This is a genomic window from Pseudomonas sp. JV449 (assembly GCF_032424295.1).
GTDB lineage: Bacteria > Pseudomonadota > Gammaproteobacteria > Pseudomonadales > Pseudomonadaceae > Aquipseudomonas > Aquipseudomonas marginalis.
In genome coordinates this window covers 474,082-491,365 of record NZ_VYKD01000019.1, presented here as the reverse complement: position 1 = coordinate 491,365, position 17,284 = coordinate 474,082, and the positions used below count along the sequence as shown (strand labels likewise).

Below are 17,284 nucleotides of genomic sequence, written 5' to 3'. Positions count from 1 at the left end.
CCTTGGCCCAGGACGCCGGGTTAGCCGTCCTGGGCCAAGGATGGCCCATGACGGCGGCCCACGGATTCAAGCCTGCGTTCGGGCATACCGAGCCTAGGCGAGGTACCGAGTGGTGGGGCAAGAGCCCTTTGGTTACTTTGGGGCTTTTCCAAAGTGACCCGCCGTAAGGGCGGAACCCATAGCGGCCGTGACCGCAGCAACGGATATGTACGCGCTCAAAGCCAACGACATGGTCGGCCCGAAGGCCGCCACGGAACCAAGCTCCCTCCCACCGTTCAACCCGCCACACTTTCTGCCGCCCCCACCCCCGTGCTTAAGCCTCTGCACCCCCAAAAGCCCCCTAAAAGCGCACAAACACTGGCCCTGCCCAAGCCTGGCGCGCACCGCAAAGTCTGCTGAGCCCGGCCACCAAAACGGTGGTTTGTATTGAGCGCAGGTCGTTTTAGACGGCATATGCTGATTTCACAGTGGTGTAATGAACCTGTGCTGCAACGAGGCCGACGCGCCGCCAGGGCAGCGAACGCTTGTCACACTCAACGAACTCCAGGACCGCACTCAATGAGCTTTCTTCGTCCCAAATTCATTACGTTCGACTGCTACGGTACGCTGACCAACTTCCATATGGGCACCATGACCCGCGAGCTGTTTGCCGATCGCATCAAGCCCGAGCAGATGGACCAGTTCGTCAAGGATTTCTCGGCCTACCGCCTCGACCAGGTCATGGGCGACTGGCGCCCCTACGATGAAATCCTCAAGACCGCCCTGGCCCGTACCTGCAAACGCTGGGGTATCGACTATCGCGAGGAAGGCCAGCTGTATTACGACGCCGTGCCGACCTGGGGCCCCCATGCAGACGTGCCGGCCGGGCTGTCGAAAATTGCCGACAAGATTCCCCTGGTGATCTTCTCCAATGCCAGCGACAGCCAGATCATGTCCAACGTCGACAAGCTCGGCGCGCCGTTCCACAAGGTGTTCACCGCCGAGCAGGCCCAGGCCTACAAGCCGCGCCTGGCCGCGTTTGAATTCATGCTCGACAACCTCGGCTGCGGCCCGGAAGACATCTTGCATGTGTCGTCCAGCTTCCGTTACGACCTGATGCCGGCCCATGACATGAAGATCAAAAACAAAGCCTTCGTTGCCCGTGGCCACGAAGTGCCGGGCAACGCGTTCTACGGTTACCAGCAGATCACCGATATCGGTGGGCTGCCGGCGCTGGTCGGTCTGTAACCGCACACCTCTGAGGGCTAGACATGGGCAGTGAATCCTATTGGCTCGACACCGCACCGGCGTTTACCGGTGCCCGGCTGGGCGGCTTGCCCAAGCAGGTCGATGTGGCTGTGGTCGGCGCTGGGTTCACCGGCCTGGCGGCGGCGCGGGCGTTGGCGCTCAAGGGCGCCAGTGTGGTGGTGCTCGACGCCGGGCGGGTGATCGGCGAGGCCTCGGGGCGCAACGGTGGGCAGTGCAACACCGGGGTGGCCCAGGATTACGCCGGGCTGCACGCCAGCCTCGGTGCCGCCAAGGCACGCGCCTATTACCAGGCCTATGAAAGTGCCGTGCAGACGGTGGTGTCACTGGTCGAGCAGGAAGGGATCGCCTGCGACCTGGTGCGCAACGGCAAGCTCAAGCTGGCGGCCAAGCCGATGCACTACGAAGGCCTGGCCCGCACCTGCGAGCTGATCCGCCAGGAGGTGGATGCCGATGTCGAGTTGCTCAGCGCCGAGCAGACCCACGCGGAAGTCAATTCGGCGCAGTTTCATGGCGGCCTGCTGCAACGCAACGGCGTGCAGATGCATGTCGGCCGCTTCGGCGTCGGCTTGGCCGAAGCGGCGGCGCGGCGTGGTGCGATGATCTACGAGCACACCCCCGTCAAGGATTGGAAGGCCCAGGCCGGCGGCTATCAGGTCAACACCGCCAAGGGTTCACTGCACGCCGGGCAAGTCCTGCTGGCCACCGGTGCCTGCCAGCATGGCGACCTGGGTTGGTACCGCCGCAGGATTGTGCCGGTGGGCAGTTTTGTCATTGCCACCGAAGTCTTGCCCCAGACGCTGATCGACCAGTTGCTGCCGCAACATCGCGCCTATGTGACCAGCCGCATGATCGGCAACTACTTTCGCCTGACCCCGGACAACCGCCTGCTGTTTGGCGGACGTGCGCGGTTTGCCATGTCCGACAGTGTCTCCGACGCCAAGAGCGGCAAGGTACTGCAAGCGGCGATGCTGAACATGTTCCCGCAGTTGGCGCACGTGAAGATCGACTACTGCTGGGGTGGCCTGGTGGACATGACGTCCGACCGCCTGCCCCGCGCCGGCCAGCATGGCGGCGTATTCCACTCCATGGGCTACAGCGGCCATGGCGTGCAGATGTCGGTGCACATGGGCCAGGTAATGGCCGAAGTGATGGCCGGTAATGCGGCCGCCAACCCTTGGCGCGAACTGGAATGGCCGGCGATCCCCGGGCATTTCGGCAAGCCGTGGTTCCTGCCGTTCGTGGGGGCTTACTACCGCTTCCAGGACTATCTGCACTGAGTTGCCGTTGTTGCGTCACCGTCGTTTGCGTTTCCAGGACGCTCCGGACATCCGTGAGCACTCGATTCTTCCGATTATCGACAGGTAGCCTTGCTATGACTGACAACAAAAACACCCCCGAACTCATCTCCGGCCAGGACAGCCTGCGGGTGTTCGAACGTCTCAACCGTGGCATGTCGCGCCGCAACGCCCTGCAAATGCTGGGCGTGGCCGGTGTCGCCGCCGCCGGTGCCGGCAGCCTGTTCGGCGCCGCCGGCAAGCTGTTCGCCGACGAGGCCGCCGTGGCCGGCAAAGGCAAGCCAGGCGGCAAGATCCGCGTGGCCGGCATGTCCAGCTCCACCGCCGATACCCTCGACCCGGCCAAGGGCGCGCTGTCCACCGACTATGTGCGCCACTACATGTTCTACAACGGCCTGACCCGTTTCGATAAGCATCTGGTGCCGCAACTGGAACTGGCCGAGCGCATCGACAACACCGACGCCACCGTCTGGACCATCACCCTGCGCAAGGACGTGACCTTCCACAACGGCAAGGCCCTGACCGCCGCCGACGTGGTGTTCTCCCTGAACCGCCACAAAGACCCGCTGACCGGTTCCAAGGTCATGCCGCTGATGGAGCAGTTCGCCGAGATCAAGGCCAGCGGGCCGAACGAAGTGCAGATCCGCCTCAGCGCGGCCAACGCCGAGTTGCCGTCGATCCTCGCGGTGTCACACCTGTTGATCGTCCCCGAGGGCACCAGCGACTTCAGCAAAGGCATCGGCACCGGACCGTTCACCGTGGGCGAGTTCAAGCCCGGCGTGCGTTCGATTGCGGTGCGCAACAAGAACTACTGGAAACCGGGCCTGCCGTACCTCGACGAGATCGAGTTCATCGCGATTGCCGACGAGCCATCGCGGGTCAATGCACTGCTGTCGGGCGACGTGCACATGATCAACGAGGTCAACCCGCGCTCCACCACGCGCATCAAGGCCAGCGCCAAGCACCGCGTGGTCGACGCGCCGTCGGGCAACTACACTGACTTGATCATTCGCCAGGACCAACTGCCCGGCAAAAGCCCGGAATTCACCCAGGCCATGAAGCTGCTGCTCGACCGTGAACAGGTCAAGTCCGCCGTATTCCGTGGCTTTGCGGTGGTGGGCAACGACCACCCGATTGCGCCGGGTTCGCGCTACTTCAACACCGACTTGCCGCAGACGGTCTACGATCCGGAAAAAGCCAGGTTCCTGCTGAAGAAAGCCGGCATGGAAAGCATCACCATGCCCGTGATGGCCTCGCCTGCCGCCACCGGTTCGGTGGACATCGCCGTGCTGTTGCAGCAGTCGGCCAAACAGGCCGGGCTCAAGCTCGACGTGAACCGCCTGCCGAGCGACGGCTACTGGTCCAACCACTGGATGAAGCACCCGCTGAGCTTCGGCAACATCAACCCGCGGCCGAATGCCGACGTGATGTTCTCGCAGTTCTTCCAGTCCAAGGCGCCGTGGAACGAGTCCGGCTGGCAGAACGAGCAATTCGACCAGTTGCTGATGCTGGCCCGTGGCGAAACCGACGACGCCAAGCGCGCCAAGATGTATGGCGACATGCAGGTCCTGGTGCACGACCACTGCGGCATCGGCGTGCCGGTGTTCATCAGCAATATCGACGGCGTCGACCAGCGCATCAAAGGCTACGACAGCAACCCACTGGGCGGTTTCATGGGCTACATGTTTGCCGAGCAGGTGTGGTTGGACGCTTGAGGAGGGTGGTGGGATGAATAGCAATACACTGTGGTTGATCGGCCGGCGCTTCGGCGCCGGGGCCTTGACCTTGTTGATCGTGTCCATGGTCGTGTTCGCGATCACGGCGGTACTGCCGGGGGACGCGGCGCAACAATCCCTGGGCCAGTTCGCGACCCCTGAACAGGTGGCGGCCCTGCGCCTGAAACTGGGGTTGGACCAGCCCGGTGTGTTGCGTTACCTGCACTGGTTGATGAGCCTGCTCACTGGCGACATGGGCGTGTCGGTCTCCAACGCCATGCCGGTCGGTGAGCTGATGGCGGGCCGGGTGCCCAACACCCTGATGCTGGCGGGCGCCACGGCGCTGGTCTCGGTGCCGGTGGCACTGGTGCTCGGCATCGGCTCGGCGATGGGCCGGGGCGGGCGCATCGACAGTTGCCTGAGCTTCATCACCCTGGCGATGGTCGCGGTGCCGGAATTCCTGGTGGCGACCCTGGCGGTGCTGATTTTTGCGGTCAACCTCGGTTGGTTGTCGGCCCTCTCCTATGCCAGCGACATCAGCTCACCGCTGCAATTTCTGCGCACCTATGCCTTGCCGGTGATGACGCTGTGCTGCGTGATCGTCGCGCAAATGGCGCGCATGACCCGCGCCGCCGTGATCGACCAGCTCGACAGCCCCTATGTGGAAATGGCCCGCCTCAAAGGCGTCAGCCCGATCCGCATCGTGCTGCGCCATGCCTTGCCCAATGCGATCGGGCCGATTGCCAACGCCATTGCCCTGAGCCTGTCGTACCTGTTGGGCGGGGTGGTGATTGTCGAAACCATTTTCAACTACCCCGGCATTGCCAGCTTGATGGTCGATGCCGTGACCAACCGCGACATGGCGCTGGTGCAGGCGTGCACCATGTTGTTCTGCGCGGCCTACCTGGGCCTGGTGCTGCTCGCCGACCTGTGCGCGATCCTGTCCAATCCGAGGCTGAGAAACCAATGAACAACCTCATTGCGAAATCCAAGCCTGTCTCCTCCGCCCTGGCACTCGCCAAGGTGTCCAGCGGCCCGTCGTGGCTGGGGCTGTTGGGCGGCGTGGTATGCGTCGCCTGGCTGCTGGTGGCGCTGCTCGGCCCGTGGCTGGCACCTCACCCGGTGGGGGAGGTGGTGTCCGATAACATCTTCGAAGGCTTCAGCCTCGCGCATCCATTCGGCACCGATTACCTGGGCCGCGACATGCTCAGCCGGGTGCTGGTGGGCGCGCGCTTTACTGTCGGGCTGGCGCTGGTGGCAGCGTTACTGGCCAGCATCTTCGGCACCGGGTGTGCGCTGTTGTCGGTGGTCTCGCCCAAGTGGCTGGACGAAATCATCAGCCGCATCATGGACGCCTTCATCTCGATCCCGAGCAAAATGCTTGCGTTGATCATGGTCTCGGCCTTTGGCTCATCGGTGACGTTGCTGATCTGTACGGCCGTGATCAGTTATATCCCCGGCTCCTTCCGCGTCGCCCGCAGCATGGCGGTCAACATTGAAGCCCTGGAGTACGTGCAGGTCGCGCGTACCCGTGGCGAGCGCCGGCTTTACGTGGCGTGCGTGGAGATCCTGCCGAACATGCTCAACCCGGTATTGACCGACCTGGGCCTGCGTTTCGGCTACATCGTGCTGTTGCTCAGCGGCATGAGTTTTCTTGGCCTGGGCGTGCAACCGCCGGACGCCGACCTCGGCTCGCTGGTGCGGGAAAACATCGGCGGCCTCAACCAGGGCGCGCTGGCCATCATCCTTCCGGCGCTGGCCATCGGCACGCTGACCATCGGCGTGAATCTGCTGATCGACTATCTGTCGTCGCGACGTAGTCGACGCACGGGAGGCCATTGAAATGACTGAATTGATTCGCGTCGAAGACCTGCGCGTGGTCGCCTGCGGCGAGCGCGGCGAGGTGGAAATCGTCAAGGGCGTGAGCTTTGCCCTGAAACAAGGTGAAGTGCTGGCATTGATCGGCGAGTCCGGCTCGGGCAAGACCACCATCGCCCTGGCCTTGCTGGGGTATGCACGGCGCGGGTGTCGCTTGTCCGGCGGCGTGGTGCAGGTCGGCGAGCACGACATGCTCGCCCTGGGCGAACACCAATTGCAGGGCCTGCGCGGCAACCGTGTGTCCTATATCGCGCAAAGCGCCGCCGCCGCATTCAACCCGGCGAAAAGACTCATCGACCAGGTCATCGAAGGCGCACTGATCCACGGCCTGGGCACGCGCGCCGAGCTGCACGCCAAGGCTATCGGCCTGTTCCGCGACCTGGCGCTGCCGGGCCCGGAACGCATCGGCCAACGCTACCCGCACCAGGTCTCCGGCGGGCAGCTGCAACGGGTGATGGCGGCGATGGCGCTGATCAGCGACCCGCTGCTGGTGGTGCTCGACGAGCCGACCACCGCACTGGATGTGACCACCCAGATCGACGTGTTGCGCGCCTTCAAGCGCGTGGTGCGCGAGCGTGGGGCCACGGCGGTGTACGTGTCCCACGACCTCGCAGTGGTGGCGCAAATGGCCGACCAGATCGTGGTGCTCAACGGCGGGCAGATCCTCGAACAGAGCGCCACGGCGCCGCTGCTCAATGCCCCGACCCACGCCTACACCCGCAGCCTGCTGGCCGCCGCACGGCCCGACACCACTATTCGCCCGCCCTGCGGCGTCGCCGGGGAGGTACCGCTGCTGACCATCACCGGCCTCACCGCCGGCTACGGCAACAAGAACCTGCACGGCATGCCGTCGATTCGAGTATTGGAAGACATCGACCTCACCGTGCGCCGTGGCCAGGCCATCGGCGTGATCGGCGAGTCGGGCTCGGGCAAGTCCACCCTGGCCCGGGTGGTGGCGGGGTTGCTGACCCCGGCCCTCGGCGGCCTGGCCTTCGACGGGCAACCCTTGGGCGGCAGCCTCGCCGAGCGCACCCCGGAACAGTTCCGGCGGATCCAGATGGTGTTCCAGAACGCCGACACCGCGCTCAACCCCATGCACAGCGTGGCGGCCATCATCGGTCGACCGTTGAAAATGTATTTCGGCCTCAAAGGCACGGCGCTGCAAACCCGCATCGGCGAACTGCTCGACCTGGTGCGCCTGCCCAGGGACCTCGCCGAACGGCGCCCGAATGAGCTGTCCGGCGGGCAAAAGCAGCGGGTCAACCTGGCCCGCGCGCTGGCGGCCAAGCCCGACCTGATCCTCTGCGACGAAGTGACCTCGGCCCTCGACACCGTGGTGGGGGCGGCGATCCTCGAACTGCTGCGCGACCTGCGCCAGCAACTGGGGGTGTCGTACCTGTTTATCAGCCACGACATTTCTACCGTGCGCGCGCTGTGCGATGACATTGTGGTGATGTATAGCGGCCGCAAGGTCCAGGCCGGCAGTCGCCAGGCGTTTGCCGAGCCGCCGTTCCATCCCTACACCGACCTGTTGATTCACTCGGTGCCCGAGTTGCGCCAGGGCTGGCTGGAAACCTGCGGTACTGCAGGCGACACGCTGCCAGCGCTCGGCGAGCGGGCCAATGGGCCGGAACTGTGCACCTTCCTCAATCGCTGCCCGGTGCGCGTCGACGGCCTGTGCAACCGCACCGCGCCGCCGCGCCGCCGCCTTGACGACGGTGGTGAAATCCTTTGCCACCACGACAGCGCCCATTTGCTGGATACCCAGCAGGGCGTCAACACCCTCACTGTGGGAGCCTATGCATGAACGGGCGTTTTGTGAGGCTGGCCGAACAGGGCCGGCCGACGGTCAGCCTGACCGTGGATGGCGCCGCCGTCCAAGCCCTGCAGGGCGACACCTTGATGGTCGCGCTGCTGACCCAGGGCAACGCGCTGCGCCAGTCGGAATTCGACAGCGGCCGCCGCGCCGGTTTCTGCTTGATGGGCGCGTGCCAGGATTGCTGGGTGTGGACCCGCAGCGGCGAACGCCTGCGCGCCTGTTCCAATGAAGTCCGTGACGGGCTGGACATCGTTACCACACAACCGGAGGCGACATGGCCACTGCACGGGTAGTTATTGTGGGCGCCGGACCGGCCGGGGCGCGCTGCGCCGAAACCCTGCTGGCGGCCGGGATCAAACCGATCCTGATCGATGAAAACCGCCGCGACGGTGGCCAGATCTATCGGCGTCAGCCAGAAGGCTTCACCCGCGACTACGCGACCCTGTACGGCAGCGAGGCCGCCAAGGCCCAGGCGCTGCACCAGAGTTTCGACCGCCTGCGCGACGCCATCGACTACCGCCCCGACACCCTGGTGTGGAACCTCACGCCGGGGCAACTGTGCTGCGTGAGCCAGGGCCGCCACACCACGGTGGATTACGATGCACTGATCCTCTGCACCGGCGCCACCGACCGCCTGATGCCCATCGAGGGCTGGCAACTGGCGGGCACCTACAGCCTGGGCGGGGCGCAGATCGCCTTGAAAAACCAGGCCGTGTCCATCGGTCATCGCGTGGTGTTCATGGGCAGCGGGCCGTTGCTGTACCTGGTCGCCAGCCAGTACGTGAAGGCCGGCGCCGAGGTGGCGGCGGTGCTCGACACCTCAGCCTTGAGCCTGCGTCTGAAAGCCTTGCCCAAACTGCTGGCGCGGCCTGGCGTGCTGTTCACCGGGATCAAGCTATTGGCGCAACTGTACCGCGCCAAGGTGGCGGTGCACCTGGGGGTCAAGCCGCTGCAAGTGATGGGCGACGCGGCCAATGGTGTAAGCGGTGTGCGCTTTACCACTGGTAACGGGCAGACCGTCACGGTGCAGGCCGATGCCGTTGCGCTGGGTTACCACCTGCGCCCGGAAACCCAGCTGGGTGACCTGGCCGGCTGTCGCATGGCGTTCGATGAGGCATCAAGCCAATGGTGGCTGGCCACGGATGACGCCGGGCGCACCTCGGTGAAGGGCGTGTACGCGGCCGGTGACGGTGCGAAAATTCGCGGCGCCGATGCCGCCGAGCATGCCGGGCGCCTGGTGGCGCTGGCGCTGCTGGAAGACCTGCAACAACCGGTGGACACCGGCCTGCGGGATGAGCAACAGCAGGCCCTGGCGGTGATGGATCAATTCCGCCTGGGCCTGGCCCAGGCGTTCCCGTGGCCGAGCGAACAGGCCAAGGCGTTGCCGGACAGCGCCATCGTGTGCCGCTGCGAGATGATCAGCGCTGGCGAGCTGCGGCGCACGGTGAAAGAGAAGGGCGCCTGCGAAGTCAATCGCGCCAAGGCGTTCAGCCGCGTGGGCATGGGTCGTTGCCAGGGGCGTTATTGCTCCCAGGCCGGGGCCGAAGTGATCGCCGCCGCTGCCGGCGTGCCGGTGCAGGCGGTCGGGCGCCAGCGCGGCCAGGCGCCGGTCAAACCGTTATCGATGCTGATCACCGAGGAGGTCTCGTCATGAGTGTGCAAAAAGCCGATGTGGTGATTGTCGGCGGGGGTCTGATGGGCTCGGCGACTGCGTTTTTTCTGCGCCGTCGCGGGCAGTCGGTGATCCTGCTGGAGCGCGACCAGATCGGCCAGTACGCCAGTGGTGTGAACTTCGGCAATGTGCGCCGGCAAGGGCGTTTCCTCGGCCAACTGGCTCTGGCCAACCGCTCGTGGGCGCTGTGGAAGCGCCTGCCGGAACTGATCGACGACGACCTGGAATTCATCCCCAGCGGGCATATGCGTGTGTGTTACCGCGAGGATGAAATTGCCGAGCTGGAGGCCTACGCCGCCGCACCGGAAGCGCAACAACTGGACCTGAAGATTTATGGTGGCGCCGAACTGCATCAACGCTTCGGCTTCCTCGGCCCGGACGTCAAGGGCGGCTCCTACGCGCCCCACGATGGCCATGCCAACCCGCGCCTGGCCGCGCCGGCGTTTGCCCGTGCCGCCCGGCGCCTGGGCGCGCAGATCGAAGAACGCACCGAAGTGGCCGAGGTGCAGAAGGTCGGCGCCGACTTCCAGGTCACCACCACCGACGGCCGCCAGTTCCACGCCGCGCAACTGTTGATCACCGCCGGCGCCTGGGGCCAGAAGCTCTCGGCGCAGTTCGGCGAACCGGTGCCGCTGGACACCCACGGCCCGCAAATGGCCGTGACCGAGCCGGTGCCTTATGCCTTGCCCACCGTGATCGGCGTGTACACCAAGGTGCCCGAAGAGGTGATCTACTTCCGCCAGATTCCCCGGGGCAATATCGTCATCGGCGGCGGCTACCGCAGCAAGCCGGACATGCTCAACCGCCGCGCCTATGTGGAACCGCGCAGCATCCTCAACCAGGTCAGCCAGATGCGCCGCCTGCTGCCGGGCGTCGGCAACCTGAACATCATCCGCGTGTGGAGCGGCATCGAAGGCTACCTGCCGGACTCGCTGCCGGTGATGGGCCCCAGCGGTACGGTTGACGGGCTGTTCTATGCCTTCGGGTTTTGCGGCCACGGTTTCCAGCTTGGCCCGGGCGTCGGCGATGTGATGGCCGAGCTGCTCGCCACTGGCAGCACCAGTACCCCGATCGAGCCATTCTCCATCACCCGGTTCGCCCTACCTGACGAGCAACGGAGCCAGGCCTCATGAAACCCCGCGTATTGGAGATTCTGAAACAGCTGATGGCCTTCGACACCGTGTCATCGGAGTCGAACATGGCCTTGATCGAGTATGTGCGCGACCTGCTGCTGACCAAGGGCATCGACTCGCTGATCGTCAAGGACCCCAGCGGCAAGAAAGCCAACCTGTTCGCCAGCACCGGGCCCAGGGAACAGCCCGGCGTGCTGCTGTCCGGGCACACCGATGTGGTGCCGGCGGCGGGGCAGGCCTGGACCTTTCCCGCCTTTGCCGCCACCGTGCAGGACGGGCGCATTTATGGGCGTGGCAGCTGCGACATGAAGGGCTTTATCGCCCTGGCCATCGACGCCATGCTGGATGCCGCCGACCACAGCCTGAACCGCCCGCTGCAACTGGCCCTGTCCCATGACGAAGAGATCGGCTGCGTCGGCGTGCGGCGCTTGCTCGACGTGCTGCACCTGGCGCCGGTACGGCCGTTTCTGTGTGTGATCGGCGAGCCGACCAACATGCAGTTTGTCCTCGGCCACAAGGGCAAGGGCTCCTACCGCACGTACTGCCGAGGCCAGGAGGCGCATTCATCCCTGGCGCCGCGCTCGGTCAACGCCATCCACGTGGCCTGCGACTTTATCGCCGCCCTGCGTGACAGCCAGCAGCAGTTGCAACGCCATGGTGCCCAGGACAATGACTATGACGTGCCCTACAGCACCGTGCATGTGGGCCAGATTATCGGCGGCAAGGCGCTGAATATCGTGCCCAACCTGTGCACCCTGGACTTCGAAGTGCGCAACCTGCCGGCCGACGACCTGGACGCGTTCCTGGAGCAGATGCGCGAGCGCGCCGAGGTGATCGTGCGTGAGGCGCAGAAGCTGTCCAGCGTGGCGGCCATCGAGATCGAAACGATCAACGTCTATCCTGGCCTCGACACCCATCCCAGTGTCGAGGCGGTGCACTTTCTCAAGCAATTCGCCGCGCCGGGCACCGGCACCTCCAAGGTCTCGTTCGGCACCGAAGGCGGCCTGTTCAAGCAGCGCCTGGACGTACCGGTGGTGGTGTGCGGGCCGGGCTCCATCGAGCAGGCGCACAAGCCCGACGAGTTTATCGAGATCAGCCAGATGGACGCCGGCGAGCGCTTTTTGCAAGGCTTGCTCGGTTCGCTGACGGCCTAGCAGAGCCTGCCGTCCTGAACGCAATTTCAGCACGGCACGCTGCTTTAACCGCGCTTTCGGCATCCTCGTTTGCGGCGCCTCCCTAGACTGGAGCGTGTCTCGGATCAGGACTCGACCATGCTCAAGAATCGCTTGCAAGACCCCAGCCTGCTGGCTGAACTCGCCTACGTAGATGGCCAGTGGATCGCTGCCGACAGCGGCGCCACCCTGGACATCCGCGACCCGGCCACCGGCCACTTGATTGCCCAGGTGCCGGCCATGGACGCGGTGGACACCCGCCGCGCCATCGAAGCCGCCGAGCGTGCCTGGCCGGCCTGGCGCGCACGCCCGGCTGCCGAACGCGCGGCGCTGCTGGAGCGCTGGTACCAGGTGATGATCGACAACCTCGATGACCTGGCGCTGATCATGACCTGCGAGCAGGGCAAACCCCTGAACGAAGCCCGTGGCGAAGTGCGCTACGGTGCCGGTTTCGTCAAATGGTTCGCCGAGGAAGCGCGCCGGGTCTACGGCGAAACCATGCCCGCGCCCAGCGGTGATCGGCGTTTGCTGACCCTCAAGCAACCGGTGGGCGTATGCGCCGCCATCACCCCATGGAATTTCCCCAACGCGATGATCACGCGCAAATGCGCGCCGGCGCTGGCCGCCGGTTGCCCGATCATCGTCAAACCCTCGGACCTCACGCCGCTGTCGGCCCTGGCCCTGGCGGTGCTGGCCGAGCGCGTCGGCATTCCGGCCGGGGTGTTCAATGTGATCACCGGCTTACCCGCCGGCATTGGCGAAGAGCTGACCGGCAACCCGGCGGTGCGCAAGATTTCCTTTACCGGCTCCACCGCCGTCGGCCGCCTGTTGATGCGCCAGAGTGCCGAGCACATCAAGCGCTTGAGCCTGGAACTGGGCGGCAATGCGCCGTTTATCGTGTTCGATGACGCCGACCTTGAACAGGCGGTGGCCGGGGTAATGCTCAGCAAGTTTCGCAACGCCGGGCAAACCTGCGTGTGCGCTAACCGCATCCTGGTGCAGGAGGGTATCTATGCGCGTTTCGCGGCGCGACTGGTGGAGGAGGTGGGCAAGCTCAAGGTCGGCAACGGCCTGGACGACGGCGTGACCATCGGCCCGCTGATCAACCCCGCAGCGGTGAGCAAAGTCGCGCGGCATATCGACGACGCCCTGAGCCAGGGCGCCCAGTTGCTGTGCGGCGCCGTCCCCAGCGGTGACAGCCAGTTTGTGCAGCCCACGGTACTTGGCGATACCCTCGCCGGGATGTTGCTGGCCAATGAAGAAACCTTCGGCCCGGTGGCACCGCTGATGCGCTTTACCGACGAAGCCCAGGCCCTCGCCCTGGCCAACGCCACCCCGTACGGCCTGGGCGCCTACTATTTCACCCAGGACCTGCAGCGTTCGTGGCGCTTTGGCGAGGCCCTGGAGTTCGGCATGGTCGGGCTCAACACGGGGATCATCTCGATGGAAGTCGCGCCGTTCGGCGGCATCAAGCAATCGGGCCTGGGGCGCGAAGGCAGCAAGTACGGCCTGGACGAATACCTTGAAGTCAAAGCCTTCCATATCGGCGGCTTGAACTGAATTTTTGCGAGGCACACACCATGAGCAAGGCATTCAGAATCGCCGCGATTGCCGGCGATGGCATCGGCAAGGAAGTCCTGCCCGAAGGGCTGCGGGTACTGGAGCAGGCCGCCAGGATCTGGGACCTGGACCTGAGCATCGAAGTGCTCGACTGGGCCCACTGCGATTACTACCTGGAACACGGGCAGATGATGCCCGAGGACTGGTTCGAGCAGCTCAAGGGCTTTGACGCGATCTACTTCGGCGCCGTGGGCTGGCCGGACAAAGTCCCGGACCATATTTCCCTGTGGGGCTCGCTGCTCAAGTTCCGCCGCGACTTCGACCAGTACGTGAACATCCGCCCGGTGCGGCTGTTCCCCGGCGTGCCTTGCCCTCTGGCCGGGCGCGCGCCGGGGGACATCGACTTTGTGGTGATCCGCGAAAACACCGAGGGCGAATACTCCTCGGTGGGCGGCAAGATGTTTGAAGGCACCGAGCATGAGTTCGTGCTGCAGGAATCGGTGTTCACTCGACGTGGGGTTGATCGCATTCTCAAGTTCGCCTTCGACCTGGCCCAGACTCGTCCGCGCAAGAAGCTGACGGCGGCGACCAAGTCCAATGGGATTTCCATCAGCATGCCTTACTGGGATGAACGCACGGCATTGATGGCGGCGAACTATCCCGAGGTGACGTGGGACAAGCAGCACATCGACATCCTGTGTGCGCGGTTTGTGTTGCAGCCGGACCGCTTTGATGTGGTGGTGGCCTCGAATCTGTTCGGCGACATCCTGTCGGACCTGGGGCCGGCGTGTGCGGGGACCATCGGGATAGCGCCGTCGGCGAACCTGGATCCGGAGCGGCGGTTTCCGTCGTTGTTCGAGCCGGTGCATGGATCTGCGCCGGATATCTATGGGCAGAACATTGCCAATCCGATTGCGATGATCTGGTCGGGGGCATTGATGCTGGACTTTTTGGGCAATGGGGAAGGGCGTTATCGGGACGCGCATGATGGGATATTGCGGGCGATTGAGGCGGTGATTGCAGAAGGGGTGGTGACGCCGGATTTGGGGGGCCGGGGATCGACTCAGGATGTGGGATTGGCAATTGCGACGCGGTTGACTGAGACGAATTGATCAAAGCGCGGCGGCCTTATAGCCGACCGGCGTTCTGCCTGATGTACTGGGTTAAAAATGTGGGAGGGGGCTTGCTCCCGATGAGGCGGTGTCAGTGGATGCATCTGGTACTGACCCACCGCCATCGGGAGCAAGCCCCCTCCCACAATTTGATCTGCATACATCAGGTAAACCTTGGCCTGCTCTTGCGGCCTTGGAACCGACGGCCTTGGAACCGAATAGGTACTCAATACCCCCGCAACCGATCCACCTCACCCACCATCTCCTCCCCCCGCTCAAATCGCCGAATATTCTCCAACAACACCGCAAACGCACTCTCCGGCTGCGTCATCGCCGCAATATGCGGCGTCAACAACACCTGCGGATGCCCCCAGAACGGATGCTCCGGTGCCGCCGGCTCTTCCCGCAGCACATCCAGCACCGCCCCACTCAACTGCCCACTCTCCAGCGCCTCGAGCAAATCCTCTTCAACCAGGTGCCCCCCACGGCCCATATTCACCAACCCCGCCCCCCGTGGCAGTTGCGCAAACAAGCGCCGGTCCAGGATCCCCTGGGTCTGCTCCGTCAACGGCAACACGCACAGCAAAATATCGCACTGGCTAAGAAACGCCGGGAGTTGCGCTTCCCCCGCATAACACTCCACCCCCGGCACCTGGTGCGCACTGCGCGCCCAGCCGGACAGGGCAAAGCCCAGGGGTGCCAAGGTCGCCAGGATCTGCTGGGCCTGGGCACCCAACCCCATCACGCCCACACGCCGGTTCGCAGCTGGCTGCAACAGGTGCGCCTGCCAACAGCGCGCCACCTGCTGCTGGCGATAGCGCAGCATGTCGCGGTGCAGACTCAGCACCGCCCAACTGGCGTACTCGCACATGCCGCGGGTGATGCCCGGGTCCAGCAGGCGCACCACCGGCAGGCCCGCAGGCAGGCGATCAAGGTCCAACTGATCGACACCGGCCGACAAGGCGAACAACACCTTCAGGTTGGGCAGCACGCGGGCCAGATCTTCCGGTGCCTGCCAGGCGGCCAGGTAGTCGACCTCGGCGGGGTTGCCGAGGTCGGGCCAGGTGCGCCACTCGATATCCGGCGCGTGTTGGGCGAACAGTGCCTGCCAGTGTCGGCCGCGCACCGGGTCAGCTTTGTAGAGCAAGGCCATGGGCATTTCCTGCTGGATAAACGGAAGCATCATCATCGCCCAAAGCCCGGCGCAGGATCTGTTGAAACGCGGGGCGAAAACAGTTGATCCGAATTTCTCACGGGGCAAGTTCGGCGTAGTTGGTTGCCCGCAGGCCGTACTCTGGACTGCATCGCAACCACCTTCCGGTTGCCGGACTCACGATGGGAAATGCCATGAATAGCAAAGTCGACGAAACCCCTCATTTGCTCCGTCAGCGCGAGCAGTTCGTGCCCCGTGGCCTGGTGACCGCGCACCCGCTGGTGATCGACCGCGCCCAGGGCGCCGAATTGTGGGACGTGGATGGCAAGCGTTACCTGGACTTCGTCGGCGGTATCGGCGTGCTCAACATCGGCCATAACCACCCCAAGGTGGTCGCCGCCGTGCAGGCCCAGTTGCAGAAGGTTTCCCATGCCTGCTTCCAGGTGGTGGCCTACCAGCCTTACCTCGACCTGGCCCAGCGCCTGTGTGAAATGATCGGCGGCCAGGAAGCCTATAAAGCGGCGTTTTTCACCTCCGGCGCCGAGGCGGTGGAAAATGCGGTGAAGATCGCCCGCGCCCATACCAATCGCTCGGCGGTCATCGCCTTCCGTGGCGGTTTCCACGGGCGCACATTGCTGGGCACCACGCTCACCGGCATGAGCCAGCCCTACAAGCAGAACTTCGGGCCGTTTGCGCCGGAGGTGTTCCATACCCCTTACCCGAACGCTTATCGCGGCGTGACCAGCGACATCGCGCTCAAGGCCCTGGATGAGTTGCTGGCGACCCAGGTAGCGCCGGAGCGGGTGGCTGCGATCATCATCGAACCGGTGCAGGGCGATGGCGGTTTCCTCACTGCGCCCCCTGAGTTTCTCCAGGCGCTGCGGGCGTTGGCCGACAAGCATGGCATCGTGTTGATCCTCGACGAGATCCAGACCGGCTTCGGTCGCACCGGCACCTGGTTCGGTTTCCAGCACGCGGGTATCCAGCCCGACCTGGTCACCGTGGCCAAGAGCCTGGCCGGCGGCTTGCCGTTGTCCGGCGTGGTCGGCAAGGCGCACATCATGGATGCACCGCTGCCCGGCGGTCTGGGCGGCACCTACGGTGGTAATGCGCTGGCCTGTGCGGCGGCGTTGGCGGTGATCGATGCGTTCGAGCAGGAGCAGTTGCTGGCGCGCAGCCAAGTACTGGGCGAGCGCCTGCGCCAGGGGTTGCTCGATTTGCAGGCGCGCTGCTCGCGCATCGGCGATGTGCGCGGCACCGGCTTTATGTTGGCGATGGAGTTGATCAAGGATGACCCGGCCCGCACCCCGGATGCCGACCTCAACCAACGCCTGATCGATGCAGCCCGGGCCGGTGGTTTGCTGGTGATCAAGTGCGGGGTGCATCGCAATGTGCTGCGCTTCCTCGCGCCGCTGGTGACCAGCGAAGCCCAGGTCGACGAAGCGCTGGAAATCCTCGACGGCGCCTTGGCACGGGTCTTGAACTGAGGCTGTGCCCGCTACGGGCCAACTGCGGCATTGGAGGCTT

Annotated in this window: 14 protein-coding genes; 13 read left to right on the top strand and 1 reads right to left on the bottom strand. The window is 64.7% G+C overall.

Features of this window, described 5'->3' with window-relative positions:
* Positions 1-558: 558 nt before the first annotated feature.
* The 12 genes from F6S08_RS19905 to F6S08_RS19850 all read left to right on the top strand — a co-directional run bounded on the left by F6S08_RS19905 (position 559) and on the right by F6S08_RS19850 (position 14,604).
* On the top strand, positions 559-1,227 hold the full coding sequence (locus F6S08_RS19905) for a haloacid dehalogenase type II (RefSeq protein ID WP_065924408.1): 669 nt from the start codon (positions 559-561) through the stop codon (positions 1,225-1,227).
* Between the two features lie 23 nt (positions 1,228-1,250).
* Positions 1,251-2,525, top strand: coding sequence for an FAD-binding oxidoreductase (locus F6S08_RS19900; protein ID WP_315872217.1), 1,275 nt, complete (start codon positions 1,251-1,253; stop codon positions 2,523-2,525).
* Between the two features lie 95 nt (positions 2,526-2,620).
* Entirely contained in the window at positions 2,621-4,258 is a 1,638-nt protein-coding gene (locus F6S08_RS19895; RefSeq protein WP_065948061.1) for an ABC transporter substrate-binding protein, read from the top strand.
* Positions 4,259-4,271: 13 nt separating this feature from the next.
* Positions 4,272-5,228, top strand: coding sequence for an ABC transporter permease (locus tag F6S08_RS19890; protein ID WP_053138848.1), 957 nt, complete (start codon positions 4,272-4,274; stop codon positions 5,226-5,228).
* Positions 5,225-6,100 (top strand): ABC transporter permease, encoded by an 876-nt coding sequence (locus F6S08_RS19885; protein WP_092485798.1) that lies wholly within the window; start codon positions 5,225-5,227, stop codon positions 6,098-6,100. The genes F6S08_RS19890 and F6S08_RS19885 overlap by 4 nt, the downstream gene beginning before the upstream one ends.
* A gap of 1 nt (position 6,101) precedes the next feature.
* Positions 6,102-7,943, top strand: a complete 1,842-nt coding sequence (locus F6S08_RS19880; protein WP_315872216.1) for an ABC transporter ATP-binding protein — start codon at positions 6,102-6,104, stop codon at positions 7,941-7,943.
* Entirely contained in the window at positions 7,940-8,248 is a 309-nt protein-coding gene (locus F6S08_RS19875; protein ID WP_053138839.1) for a (2Fe-2S)-binding protein, read from the top strand. Before F6S08_RS19880 ends, F6S08_RS19875 begins: the two co-directional genes overlap by 4 nt.
* Positions 8,230-9,609, top strand: a complete 1,380-nt coding sequence (locus F6S08_RS19870; RefSeq protein WP_074847269.1) for an NAD(P)/FAD-dependent oxidoreductase — start codon at positions 8,230-8,232, stop codon at positions 9,607-9,609. The genes F6S08_RS19875 and F6S08_RS19870 overlap by 19 nt, the downstream gene beginning before the upstream one ends.
* On the top strand, positions 9,606-10,760 hold the full coding sequence (locus tag F6S08_RS19865; RefSeq protein ID WP_065948064.1) for an NAD(P)/FAD-dependent oxidoreductase: 1,155 nt from the start codon (positions 9,606-9,608) through the stop codon (positions 10,758-10,760). The genes F6S08_RS19870 and F6S08_RS19865 overlap by 4 nt, the downstream gene beginning before the upstream one ends.
* Entirely contained in the window at positions 10,757-11,914 is a 1,158-nt protein-coding gene (gene argE / locus F6S08_RS19860) for an acetylornithine deacetylase (protein ID WP_065948065.1), read from the top strand. The genes F6S08_RS19865 and argE overlap by 4 nt, the downstream gene beginning before the upstream one ends.
* A 117-nt stretch (positions 11,915-12,031) precedes the next feature.
* Complete coding sequence (locus F6S08_RS19855) at positions 12,032-13,492, top strand: NAD-dependent succinate-semialdehyde dehydrogenase (RefSeq protein ID WP_315872215.1); 1,461 nt, start codon at positions 12,032-12,034, stop codon at positions 13,490-13,492.
* A 20-nt stretch (positions 13,493-13,512) separates the two neighbouring features.
* Positions 13,513-14,604 (top strand): tartrate dehydrogenase, encoded by a 1,092-nt coding sequence (locus tag F6S08_RS19850; protein WP_092485781.1) that lies wholly within the window; start codon positions 13,513-13,515, stop codon positions 14,602-14,604.
* A gap of 226 nt (positions 14,605-14,830) precedes the next feature.
* On the opposite strand, the gene F6S08_RS19845 is transcribed toward F6S08_RS19850, so the two are convergent.
* Positions 14,831-15,757 carry a glyoxylate/hydroxypyruvate reductase A gene (locus tag F6S08_RS19845; protein WP_315872222.1) on the bottom strand — a complete coding sequence of 309 codons (927 nt, stop codon included), beginning with the start codon at positions 15,755-15,757 and terminating at the stop codon, positions 14,831-14,833.
* 194 nt (positions 15,758-15,951) lie between these two features.
* Here F6S08_RS19845 and gabT point away from each other — a divergent pair, with 194 nt between their 5' ends.
* The gene (gabT, locus tag F6S08_RS19840) at positions 15,952-17,244 is read left to right on the top strand and encodes a 4-aminobutyrate--2-oxoglutarate transaminase (protein ID WP_141606817.1); all 1,293 of its coding nucleotides are present in this window, start codon (positions 15,952-15,954) and stop codon (positions 17,242-17,244) included.
* Positions 17,245-17,284: the final 40 nt, after the last annotated feature.